This window comes from Bradyrhizobium jicamae (genome assembly GCF_001440395.1).
Classification (GTDB): Bacteria; Pseudomonadota; Alphaproteobacteria; order Rhizobiales; family Xanthobacteraceae; genus Bradyrhizobium; species Bradyrhizobium jicamae.
Map to the genome: position 1 here is coordinate 118,489 of NZ_LLXZ01000080.1, position 11,958 is coordinate 130,446.

General features: G+C 61.4%; 11 protein-coding genes. All 11 read right to left on the bottom strand.

The features are described 5' to 3' along the window. Positions 1-16: 16 nt before the first annotated feature. The 11 genes from CQ12_RS13045 to urtC all read right to left on the bottom strand — a co-directional run bounded on the left by CQ12_RS13045 (position 17) and on the right by urtC (position 11,956). Positions 17-1,381 (bottom strand): arylsulfatase, encoded by a 1,365-nt coding sequence (locus tag CQ12_RS13045; RefSeq protein ID WP_057835706.1) that lies wholly within the window; start codon positions 1,379-1,381, stop codon positions 17-19. Between the two features lie 342 nt (positions 1,382-1,723). Then, positions 1,724-2,602 (bottom strand): ABC transporter ATP-binding protein, encoded by an 879-nt coding sequence (locus CQ12_RS13050; protein WP_057835707.1) that lies wholly within the window; start codon positions 2,600-2,602, stop codon positions 1,724-1,726. After that, a complete protein-coding gene (locus tag CQ12_RS13055; RefSeq protein ID WP_057835738.1) occupies positions 2,599-3,519 on the bottom strand; it encodes an ABC transporter permease in 921 nt (306 codons plus the stop codon). Before CQ12_RS13055 ends, CQ12_RS13050 begins: the two co-directional genes overlap by 4 nt. Positions 3,520-3,612: 93 nt before the next feature. Next, positions 3,613-5,049, bottom strand: a complete 1,437-nt coding sequence (locus CQ12_RS13060; RefSeq protein WP_057835708.1) for an ABC transporter substrate-binding protein — start codon at positions 5,047-5,049, stop codon at positions 3,613-3,615. Positions 5,050-5,463: 414 nt separating this feature from the next. After that, complete coding sequence (locus CQ12_RS13065; RefSeq protein ID WP_430642202.1) at positions 5,464-6,270, bottom strand: Crp/Fnr family transcriptional regulator; 807 nt, start codon at positions 6,268-6,270, stop codon at positions 5,464-5,466. A gap of 222 nt (positions 6,271-6,492) precedes the next feature. Further along, entirely contained in the window at positions 6,493-7,533 is a 1,041-nt protein-coding gene (locus CQ12_RS13070) for an aliphatic amidase (protein WP_057835709.1), read from the bottom strand. Positions 7,534-7,576: 43 nt separating this feature from the next. After that, entirely contained in the window at positions 7,577-7,924 is a 348-nt protein-coding gene (locus CQ12_RS13075; RefSeq protein ID WP_057835710.1) for an FmdB family zinc ribbon protein, read from the bottom strand. A 102-nt stretch (positions 7,925-8,026) separates the two neighbouring features. After that, positions 8,027-9,256 carry a formamidase gene (gene fmdA, locus CQ12_RS13080; protein ID WP_057835711.1) on the bottom strand — a complete coding sequence of 410 codons (1,230 nt, stop codon included), beginning with the start codon at positions 9,254-9,256 and terminating at the stop codon, positions 8,027-8,029. Positions 9,257-9,292: 36 nt separating this feature from the next. Then, the gene (gene urtE, locus CQ12_RS13085) at positions 9,293-9,982 is read right to left on the bottom strand and encodes an urea ABC transporter ATP-binding subunit UrtE (protein WP_057835712.1); all 690 of its coding nucleotides are present in this window, start codon (positions 9,980-9,982) and stop codon (positions 9,293-9,295) included. Positions 9,983-9,993: 11 nt separating this feature from the next. After that, positions 9,994-10,749, bottom strand: a complete 756-nt coding sequence (urtD, locus tag CQ12_RS13090; protein ID WP_057835713.1) for an urea ABC transporter ATP-binding protein UrtD — start codon at positions 10,747-10,749, stop codon at positions 9,994-9,996. A 67-nt stretch (positions 10,750-10,816) separates the two neighbouring features. Beyond that, positions 10,817-11,956, bottom strand: coding sequence for an urea ABC transporter permease subunit UrtC (urtC, locus tag CQ12_RS13095; RefSeq protein ID WP_057835714.1), 1,140 nt, complete (start codon positions 11,954-11,956; stop codon positions 10,817-10,819). Positions 11,957-11,958: the final 2 nt, after the last annotated feature.

An 11,958-nucleotide genomic window follows, 5' to 3' on the forward strand; every position in this document is an offset into this window, starting at 1 on the left:
CCCTGCTCTCAACCGGTCAGCGGAAATTTTGCTTCGGCACGAAGTTCAGCGGCGCGCCGGGCGGAATCAGCTCCTCCTTCTTCGCGCTGTCCTCGAACGCGCGCACCACGCGGTGGGCGTGCTGCATCACCCACCAGCGCACATAGCGCTGGTTGACGGCCTCACGCTCTTTGGGGTCTTCCTTCAGGTGGGTAATGCGGGCGAAGCCGAGCGGCAGCTCCGGGTCGTGGAAGTGCTGTTGGCGCTTGAAGTTGATCTTGAAGTCCTTCCACTTCACCGCGTGCAGCTCGTCCTTGAGCCAGACGATGCAGGACTCGCGGTTGGACGCTTCCTGCTTGCCGAGGAAGAAGCCGGTCTGATCGGTGCCGTCGATCAGGCGGTCCTTCGGCGGCTCGCAGCCGGCGAACCTGAGGAGCGTGGTGAACATGTCAGTGACATGCACCATCTCGTTGCTCTCGACGCCGGCCGGGACATGGTCGGGCCAGCGGATCAACAGCGGCGTGCGGATGCCGCCTTCGGCCGAGGAGAAGTAGGAGCCGTCGAAGAAGCCGCCGGTGCCGCGGCCGGCCAGATGATCCTCGGCGCCGTTGTCGCCGCACATCACGACGATCGTGTTGTCACGCACGCCGAGCCGGTCGAGCGTGTCGAGCAGCACGCCGAAGTCGTGGTCGAGCATCAGCAGACAGTCGCCCCAGTCGCCGTTGTCGCTCTTGCCCACGAACTCGTCGCGCGGACTCATCGGGAAATGCATCAGCGAGTGGTTGAAGTAGCAGTAGAACGGCTTGTCGTCCTTGACCGCCTTCTCCATGAACTTGATGGCCCGCTTCTGGTATTCGAGGTCGCAGGTCTTCTTGGTCTCCATGGTGAGCTGCTGGTCCTTGATCGGCCAGGCGCCCTTGCCTTTCACCCCCTCATGCATATGCGAGTAGCCATCACGCTCGGGGTCGTAGTGCGGATCTTCCAGCCACATGCATTCGTCGTAGGTGCGCAGCGGCCCGTACCATTCGTCAAAGCCATGATCGGTCGGGAAGCGGCCGTCTTCAGCCCCGATGTGCCACTTGCCGTAGATCGACGAGGTATAGCCGGCTTCCGCCAGGATCGACGCAATGGTGCGCTCCCAGGTTACGATGCCGCCGCCATTGCCGCCGAGCGCAATGGTGTGGTTGCCCGAGCGGATCGGAAAGCGTCCCGTCATCAGTGCCGAACGGGTCGGCGTGCACTGCGGCTCCACGACATAGTGCGTGAGCTTCATGCCTTCCTTCGCAAACGTGTCCATCCTCTTGGTGTCGGCGCCGCGCAGGCGACCGCCGCCATAGCAGCCGAGCTCGCCCATGCCGAGGTTGTCGACGTGAAAGAACAGAATGTTTGGTTTCTTGGCCATAGTAACTCCGTTGGTGGCGCTATTCACGCCGGGTCTTTGATCTTCGGTTGCGCGGGACTTGCGGAATGGCTCTCCTGCCATTTCGGACCTGGTCCGCGCATGTAGTGCCGTTCGGGTCGGTATCTGCTGCCAAAGATCGCCCAGAGCCTGCGCCATACTGCTGCAAGCGGCGCGCCGAGCTCAGCCATGCCGGGGTTGTTGGCATGAAGAATGCTTGGTTTCCTTGCCATAGATCGCTCCGATCGATTGGCGCCAGGATGCACCAATCCCTTAACGACGCGGGTCGCGCGTCATTTTCCTCAAGTTGTTGTTTCGCTCCCTCCCGGCAGCGAGCTCGATGTGTCAGTAGAGTTCGCCCACTCCTTTCGGTCCCACCTTCATTCCAAAACCGGACAGACCGCGGTCCTTGATCTCCGGGGCCATGGCGGCGAGCGATTCTTCGCGGATCAGCCCCTTGAGCTCCTGAACCAGGTTCATGAACTCCGGCGTATCCGTCATTTCGGGTGTGCGCGGCCGCGGCAGCGGCACCTTGATCTCCGCCTTGATCCTTCCCGGCCGCGCCGTCATCACGTAGATTCGGTCGGACAGGAAGATCGACTCCTCGATGTCATGGGTGATGAACAGCACGGAGATGCGGAACTGCTGCCAGATGTTGGTCAGGATCTCCTGCATCACCACGCGTGTTTGCGTATCGAGCGCGCCGAACGGCTCGTCCATCAGAAGCACCTGCGGGCTGGTGGCCAGCGCTCGCACGATGCCGATGCGCTGCTTCATGCCGCCCGAGAGCTGGTCGGGATAATGGTTCTCGAACGAGAGCAGCCCCGCCAGATCGAGCAGCGAGCGCGCCGTCGTGAGGCGCTTGTTCTGGTCGACGCCGGCCATCTTCAGGCCGAACTCGACGTTCTTTCGCACCGAGAGCCAGGGAAACAGCGAGTATTGCTGGAACACGACGCCGCGGTCCGAACCCGGCTTCGTGATCTTCTTGCCGTCGAGCAGCGCCGCCCCTTTCGTCGGCTTGACGAAGCCGGCGACGATGCTGAGCAACGTCGACTTGCCGCAGCCGGATGGGCCGATCAACGAAACGAACTCGCCGGGCTGCACGTTGATCGAGACCTCCTTGACGGCGACAACTTCGTTTTCATCGCGGCCGAAGGTCACGCCTATGTTGCGGACGTCGATGAAACCCCTGGCGGCTTCCGCATGTGCTTCTGCGACGCTCATCTCCTGCCTCCGGGTGCGTAGGCGAGCCACGGCATCAGGAGCACGCCGACCATGCGGATGACGCCGCTGCAGGCGAGACCCAGCACGCCGATCGTGATCATGCCGAGCATGATCGCGGGGTAGTCGACCAGCGAATAGGCTTCCCAGGTGAAGTAGCCGACGCCGAACTGGCCGGAGATCATCTCGGCCGCGATCAGCGACACCCAGGCGACGCCCATGCCGACCGCAAGCCCGGTGAAGATGTGCGGCAGCGAGCCGGGCAGGATCACGTTCCAGAACAGCTGCGCCTCGTTGGCACCGAGACAGCGGCCGGCGCGGACCAGCACGCCGTCGAGCGAATGCACGCCGTGGATGGTGTTGAGCAGGATCGGGAAGAACGCGCCGATGAAGGTGATGAAGACGATCGCCGCCTCGTTGTTCGGCCATAGCATGATTGACATCGGCACCCAGGCGATCGCGGGGATCGGGCGCAGGATTTCCACGCAGGGCATGAACAGGTCACGCACCCGCTCGTATTTACCGATCAAGAGTCCCAGCGGCACGGCGATCGCGATCGCGATGAAGAATCCGGTCAGGATGCGCTTGACGCTGATGGCGATGTTGACGAGGTACTTGTTCGACAGGCCGACCTGGGTCAGCTGGTTGAACACCTCGGCCGGCGTCGGCACGTTCTTGAAGCGGATGTAGAACTCGAAGCGGTACTTGGTGCCGAGGTACCAGACCAGGAACAGCGCGCTGATCGAGATGCAGCCGAGCAGGAACGAGATGATGCGGTCGCGCGTGATGTGCTTGAACAGCGAACGCGCCACGGTGCGGAACGACAGGGTAGGGACCACCTCCGGCTCGGCCGCAACCGGCGCAGGCGCCGCCTGCCCTTCCGTCACCGGCGCTTGCGGCTTCTCAGGCGTGGATGTCATCGTGCTCTCGAGGATCCGCTCCGGATCGATTTGTCCTGTCGGGATTGGGATTGCCACAACCTTCGCTCGCGCCATGTTGCTCATCGCGCGCCCCTATTGCCCGACGTTGATAGCGTTGAGCGCTTCGGTGTAGGTGGCGAGCTTGCCGCCGTTCTTCGCGGCATAGGCCTCGGCGTCCTTCTTCAGCAGGAACGGCACCACCTCGGGATTCTTCGCGTCGGGCTTGACCGCGTAGAAGGCGGCGTCGGCGAACACCTTGATGCCAAGCTCGTGGTCAACGAGATAGACCGCGTTGAACTTCTTGCCTTCCGTCGTGAATTTCTTGACGCCGAGCAGCGCGCAGACCGGCGACGAGAACGGCACGATTTCGCCGCCCTGGATCCAGACTTCGCCGACCTTCTTGGGATCGTTGACCGGCGCGTTGCAGACGGGGTCGGTGCCGGTGACGTTGTAGGTGTCGAAGGCCGCCAGCTGCTTGTCGTAGTCGAGCCCGAGCTCCTTGTAGGTAGCACGGATGTAGCTGTCGTTGATCCAGGCACCCATATCGAGCGGCTTGATCATGTTGAGCTTCTGCAGGATCGCGTAGCTGCCGCTCGCCGATTCGATCAGCAGCTTCTTGATGGTGGGATCAAGCGTGTGCACGCCGCCGGGGCCGAGGAAGATGTAGACCACTTCCTTGTTGATCTTGGTCCACTCCTCGATCTTCTCGGCGGCGAGTTTCGGATTCTTGCGCATCCACTCATTCGCCTCGATCAGCGACTTTAGATAGGCCGTGACGATCTCCGGATACTTCTCGGCAAAATCCTTGCGCACGGTCACGCCGTGGAAGGTTGGCACCTTAGTCTCGGCACCGTCATAGATCTTGCGGGCAAAGCCCTTGAACGGCAGCAGCTCAGCGAAGGGCACGAAGTCACCGTGGGCGTCGATGCGCTTCTCCTGCAGATTGGTAGTGCCGACTTCCGGCGACTGCGAGACGAGGCTCCAGAAGTCCGGTGGCAATCCTTTCTTCTGCAGCGAAGTCAGCATCATGCCGTGCGCGGCGGAGCCGAACGGCACCGAGACGTTCTTGCCCTTGAGATCGGAGAGTTCGTAGAACGGCGAGTCCTTGTGAACGACGATGCCATTGCCGCCGCCGACGGCGTTATAGGCGATGATGGCAACCAGCTGCGTCGGATTGTTGGTGGCCTGGCCGGTTGCGCCGTTCACCATCAACGGATAGTCACCCATCATCCCGATGTGGATGTTGTTGGCCATCATGCCGTTGGTAATCGGCGGACCTGACGTCGCGTTCTGCCAGTTGAGTTTGTACTGGAAATCTTTGTACTTCCCGGTCTTCGGCAGGTTCTTCTCGAGAAGACCAAGCTCCTTGATAACGACCCCGCCAGTCACCGTGTTTGTCGTCGTGTTCTGCGTGCCGATGCCGATCTCCAACACCTGCGCGCGCAAATCTCCGGAAGAGAGCACAAGTGCCACCGCCACGCACCAGGGGGCGACCTTTGAACCGCAAGACACGAGTGTGGTGACGCTCATCACGTTAACCCCTTAAATTTCCGCGGATTTGCTGGATGGGAGCCCGCCGTTGGGCTGCGATCGGCGCTATCGGGGGTGCAAGGGCCAAGCCAGTTTGTACCCGGCCTGCGCGACAGGTTGTCCCTGTCCGCCGCATGCGACGCACCGAGTTTACGAAGGAAGAAACGGCGGCTGTGATGCCCACTCGCGAAACCCTCAAGACGACCGAATTGCCGTGCTTGACGTGAGTTCTGGGCTTGGAAAGGAATTCTTAAAACAAGGAACGGCGGCGGCACGCAAATCCTTGCCGAAAAACTCCGACTGCTCAAGAATTAGCCGGAGTCGGCGCGCTTTCTGATGAAATATTGAGCGACATGACGCCCGTCCGAGCAAGTGAGCTCGCCGTTTCACGTCGAACCGACACGTTACCGGTTGTCAGTCTGCGTCGTCCTGAAGACCAGCCTTGGCGGACTTGCCGTCGCGCATTTTTGCCAGCGGCGCGGTATCCTTGATCAGGATGTTGGTCCCGTGCGTATCGAGCGCCCCCATCTCGGTAAGACGCTTGAGCGTGGTGGTCACCCATTGGCGCGTCACGCCTACCATGTTCGCAAGGTCGGCATGGGTGAATGAGGCTGCGATCAATGTGCCGCCGTGCTCTTTGACGCCGTAAAGATCCGTCAAGTGCAGCAGCAGATGAGCGAGCCGCTCCGTTGGCGAGCGCGTGCCGAGCATCTGCGCCAGCGAGGAATAACAGCGTCCCTTGAAGCTGAGACCTTCGATGATGCCCAGCGCCAACGCAGGGATTTTCAGGACCATCTGGCGCAGCACGTCTCCGGGCAGATGCAGGACGGAACTGTTGATCGCAGCCGCGCCTGACCAGACGTGAATCCCCCGATTGAACACGTCGGGACCCCCGACGAAATTGCCGGGGTGCCAATAGGCCAACGTGATCTCGCGTCCAGAAGGGCCGATGTAGAAGACGCGGATGCGCCCGCTCTCGACCAGATAGATGCCGTCCTGCGGGCTACCCTGACTGAAGACCTGCGCACCGCGGTAGTAGACCTTGTGCTTGCTGGCGCTGACGACCTGCTGGATTTCCGCCGCGGAAAGGCCTTGGAATAGTGGCGCCGGGCCGCCTCCCCGCGCTTTCTCGTCGGGCATCAGCATGGCGCCAAAACGAGCTTGGTCAGCCCAGCCGAGATTGGCTCCCATCTTCCAGGTATTTGCCAGCTTGCCTGCCAAAAAGGCCTCCATCGATGCAAGTTAAGCAAATCTTGCGCCAAGGAGTCGGCAAGAATGGGGAAGCTCCCCGCGCCGCTTGGCGCGGGTGATCCTGCGGCCAGGATGCTCAGGGCGTAATTCCGGACACGTTTGTCGCAGCGTCCCCGCTTGACGTCAGGTTCAGAACTGGTCGCCTTGGCCTGCCCCAGAGGCCAAGCGACGCTGCTGGATAGCGCTGGGGCTCTAGTAATTGCTACCCGTCAGTTCGTTCGGGATGCCATCGATCGGGCATTCGTCGGTGCCGACGGTCGGTCGCGTGAGCGCCTCGACCATTTCGCGGGTGCCTTCGGGGTCTGCGATCCACTTGGCGTAGAAATCGTACGGGCACTCAGCGACGCCGCGCGTGCCTTCGCCGGAATTGATCATGCCGGTGTAGCCGCGATGCAGGAGCTTGTAGAGGTGGTTCTGCGACTGGTTGTTGCGGCGGGCATCGCGGATCAGATGTTTCGACAGCGCCGCGTACTGGATGCCGTACTCCTCTTCGCCCGTTTCGCCCAATGTGCGGCCGTCGAAGCCAATGATGGCCGAGTGGCCGAAATAGGAATAGACGCCGTCGAAGCCGGCCGCATTGGCGACCGCGACATAGACGTTGTTGGCCCAGGCCATCGCCTTGGAAATCAGCACCTGCTGTTCCTTGGCCGGATACATGTAGCCCTGGCAGCGCACGATCAGCTCCGCGCCCTTCATGGCGCAGTCGCGCCAGATCTCCGGATAATTGCCGTCGTCGCAGATGATCAGGCTGACCTTCAGGCCCTTCGGTCCCTCGGAAACATAGGTGCACTTGCCGGGATACCAGCCTTCGATCGGCACCCACGGCATGATCTTGCGATACTTCTGAACGATCTCGCCGTTGTCGTTCATCAGGATCAGGGTGTTGTACGGCGCCTTGTTGGGATGTTCTTCATGGCGCTCGCCGGTGAGCGAGAACACGCCCCACACCTTGGCCTTGCGGCAGGCTTCCGCGAAGATCGCCGTCTCTTCACCGGGGACCTGCGAGGCGGTCTCGTACATCTCCTTGGAGTCGTACATGATACCGTGGGTGGAATATTCCGGGAAGATCACGAGATCCATGCCCGGCAGCCCGAGCTTCATGCCGACGATCATGTCGGCGATCTTGCGGGCGTTATCGAGCACCTCGGCCTTGGTGTGCAGGCGCGGCATCTTGTAGTTCACGACTGCGACGCCGACCGTGTCGTTGCTGGAAGAAATATCACCGTGGAGCATTGGATCGCCTCTTGTTCTGGTTAGGGTTTGACGGATCGCGCCGTTAGTGGCTGATCATCCAAGGCCGCGCGGTGGGAAAGCCCTTTGCGCCGCTCTTTGTCTTGGTCATCAGCCGCGCCGGCTTCTTCTTGCCGGTGGAACAGCAGCCGCAGCCGGGGCCGTGGGAAGCCTTGTATTCGGCAACCGTTTTCGGCGCGTGCGCGCTGCGCTCGTTGGTGGCGATCGCTTTGCGCTTGTCCGCTGGCATGCAGAAGAACGCCGGCGCAGTCAGGATCACGCGCGGCGATTCAGTGTCGCAGCGCGGGCAGTCCTGCGGCTCCTCATATTCGGACATCGGCCGGATGTCCGTGAACGGGCCACAATCGTTGCAGAGATATTCGTAGACGGGCATTTGGATGTCCTCGAAGGCGATTAGCGAGAAGCGAATGGATAAGCCGCCGCGGATGCGGGGCGGCCAGCACGCATACCGTCCCGCATCCTTCTCGCGCAGGGATCACTTGTCCGGCGAGATCGGCATCTGGATATCGCCTGTGATGTGTTTGATCGGACCCGCCGACGACGGCATGATGTCGAAGTCGAAGATCTCCGTCGGCAGCCACAGCGTAGCGCAGGCATTCGGCACGTCGACGACGCCAGAGATGTGGCCCTGGCACGGCGCGGTGCCGAGGATCGAATAGGCCTGCGCGCCGGAGTAACCGAACTTCTTCAGGTACTCGATCGCGTTCAAGCAGGCCTGGCGGTAGGCGATGTGGACGTCGAGGTAATGCTGCTTGCCGGCTTCATCGACCGAGATGCCCTCGAAGATCAGATAATCCTTGTAGTTCGGCGTGATCGGCGACGGATTGAACACGGGATTCTTGATGCCGTATTTGGCGACGCCGTCCTTGATGACGTCGACCTTCAGATGCAGCCAGCCGGCCATTTCGATCGCACCGCAGAAGGTGATTTCGCCGTCGCCCTGGCTGAAGTGCAAATCGCCCATCGAAAGGCCGCCGCCCGGCACATAGACCGGGAAGAAGATTTTTGAGCCGCGCGACAGGTCCTTGATGTCGCAATTGCCGCCATGCTCGCGCGGCGGCACGGTGCGCGCGCCCTCCGCACCGACCTTGGCCTTGGCATCGCCCTTGGCGCGGCCGGCATGCGCGGTCGCGGCGAACGGCGGATTGGCAAGGCCGGGCACGCGGGTCGGGTTGGTCGCGATCAGCGCGGTCTCGCGCTCGTTCCAGGTCGCAAGCAGTTTCGGGTCGGGCAGACAGCCGATCAGGCCGGGATGGATCAGGCCGGCAAAGTTCACGCCGGGCACGTGTCGCGACGAGGTGTAGAGGCCCTTGATGTCCCAGATCGACTTCTGCGCCAGCGGGAAATGATCGGTGAGGAAGCCGCCGCCGTTCTGCTTGGAGAAGAAGCCGTTAAAACCCCACAGGCTCTCCTTCAGCGGACCGACGTCGAGCAGATCGACCACGAGCAAGTCGCCAGGCTCTGCGCCCTTGACGCCGATCGGGCCGGACAGGAAGTGCACGATCGAGAGATCGATATCGCGTACGTCATCGGCGGAATCGTTGTTCTTGATGAAGCCGCCGGTCCAGTCGTAGGTCTCGATGATGAAATCGTCGCCGGGATTGACCCACGCCACGATCGGGATGTCGGGGTGCCAGCGATTGTGGATCATGTCGTTCTCGTAGGCCGACTTGGTTAGATCGACCTTGATCAGTGTCTCTGGCATCGATAGCTCCCCTTGTTAGACAGCACGGTTTACGAATTAGACGGACAGATATTTCGAGACCTGCGCGGCATCGACGCTATCGCGCGGGTCGTCGCGGACGATCTCGCCGTTCTCGATCACGAGCACACGGTCGGCGATATCGAGCGCAAAACTCAAGACCTGTTCGGAGACGACAATCGACAGGCCGCGCTCGTCGCGGATGCGCTTCAGGGTCCGCGCCATTTCCTTGATGATCGACGGCTGAATGCCTTCGGTCGGCTCATCCAGCAGCAGCACTTTTGGTTTGGTGGCGAGCGCGCGCGCAATCGCGAGCTGCTGCTGCTGGCCGCCCGACAGATTGCCGCCGCGGCGGTTCTTCATCTCCAGCAGCACCGGAAACAGCTCGTAGATGTCATCGGGCACTTCCGAGCCGCCGGATACGACCAGGCCGGTCTCGATGTTCTCCTTCACCGTCATGGTGGAAAAGATCATGCGGCCCTGCGGCACATAGGCGAGGCCCTTTGCGACCCGCTCAAAACTCTGCATCGCGTTGAGCTCGGCGCCGTCCATTTTCACCGAACCGCTCTTCGCCGGCAGGATGCCCATCAGCGATTTCATCAGCGTGGTCTTGCCCATGCCGTTACGACCCATGATCGCCACGATCTCGTTGGGCGCCACCGAGACGTTGAGGCCGTGCAGCACTTCGCTCTGGCCGTAAGCGACGTGAAGATTCGAAATAGCCAGCATGCCTGTGCTCCTTAATGCCCGAGGTAAACTTCAATGACCTTCGGATCGTTCTTGACCTTCTCCATCGTCCCCTCCGACAAGATCTGGCCCTGGTGAAGCACCGTGACCTTGTGGGCGATGTCCTCGACGAATTTCATGTCGTGCTCGATCACCAGCACCGAGCGGTCCTTGATGATGCGGTTCAGAAGCTCGGCGGTCTTGGCGCGCTCGCTGACGCTCATGCCGGCTACCGGCTCGTCGAGCATCAGGAGCTCCGGGTCCTGGATCAGCAGCATGCCGATCTCGAGCCATTGCTTCTGGCCGTGGCTGAGCTGGTCGGCATAGGTGTCGAGGCGATCTTTCAGGAAGATCATCTCGGCGACCTCCTCGACGCGTTCCTTGACCGCCGCGTCTCGCTGGAAGGCGAGCGAACCGAACACCGTGCGGCCGCGCGGGTATGAAATCTCGAGGTTCTCGAACACGGTGAGGTCTTCGAACACCGACGGCGTCTGGAACTTGCGCCCCACCCCGGTCTGCACGATCTGGTTCTCTTTCAGCTTCGTCAGCTCCTTGCCGCGAAACTGGATCGAGCCTGAGGTCGCCTTGGTCTTTCCGCAGATCAGGTCGAGCACCGTGGTCTTGCCGGCGCCGTTGGGTCCGATGATGACGCGGATCTCGTTCTCCTCGACATAGAACGAGAGATTGTTCACGGCCTTGAAGCCGTCGAACGACACGGTGAGGCCCTCGACCGCGAGCAGGAAGGGTTTGGGCTGGTGACCGATGAGCATGATCTATTTCCTCATTTCGCCAGTTGGGCATCGGCACCGAGGTGACCGATGAGTATGATCTATCTCCTCACTCCGCCGGTGCGCCGTCAGCGACGGAATTCCAGCCGTCTTTAGGTTTTGATTTGCGCGATGCCAGCAGCCGGTCGATGCGCGGCTGAACGTAATCGGCCCAGATTCCCGACAGGCCGTTCGGGAAGGCCAGCACGACCGCGATGAACAGCGCGCCGAGGCCGAACAACCAGAGTTGCGGGAAGGATTCGGAGAGGCCGGTCTTGGCAAAATTGACCAGCAGAGAGCCCCACACCGCGCCGAAGATCGACATCCGCCCGCCGACCGCCGTGTAGATCACCATCTCGATCGACGGCACGATGCCTACAAAGGACGGTGACATGAAGCCGACATTGAGCGCGAACATGGCGCCGCCGATCGCGGCGAAGACCGCGGCCATGCAGAAGGCAAAGATCTTGAAGTTGGCGACGCTGTAGCCGGAAAAGCGGACGCGGTCTTCCTGCTCGCGCATCGCCACCAGGATACGGCCGAGCTTGGTCAGGCGGATGAACTGCGCGATGCCGATGCAGGCGAACAGCAGCACGACCTCGACGAAATAGAGGATGACCTTGGCGTGGTCGGGACGGATGTCCCAGCCCTTCAGCGTGCGCAGGTCGGTCATGCCGTTGATGCCGCCGGTATAGCCCTGCTGTCCCACGATCAGGATGGTCAGGATCGCGGCGACGGCCTGGGTGATGATCGCGAAGTAGGTGCCGCCGACACGACGCTTGAACATCGCAGTGCCGATGATCAGGGCGAACAGGCTGGGCACCAGGATGATGGCGGCGATGGTAAAGGTGAGACTGTGGAACGGCTGCCAGAACAGCGGCAGCGCAGTGATCTGATTCCAGTCCATGAAATCCGGAATGCCGGGTGTGGATTGGATCTTGGTGTTCTCGACGCTGGAGGCTTCCAGCTTGAGGAACATCGCCATGCAGTAGCCGCCAAGGCCGAAGAACACCCCCTGCCCCAGGCTCAGAATGCCGCCATAGCCCCAGCACAGCACGAGCCCGATCGCGACAAAGGCGTAGGTCAGATATTTCGCGACCAGGTTGAGGCGGAACACGTCCAGCGACAGCGGCAGGATCACGAACAGGATGGCGGCGAGCGCAATGAAGCCGATGAGCTCGGATCGATTGAAAAAGCGTGAGTTGATCATGA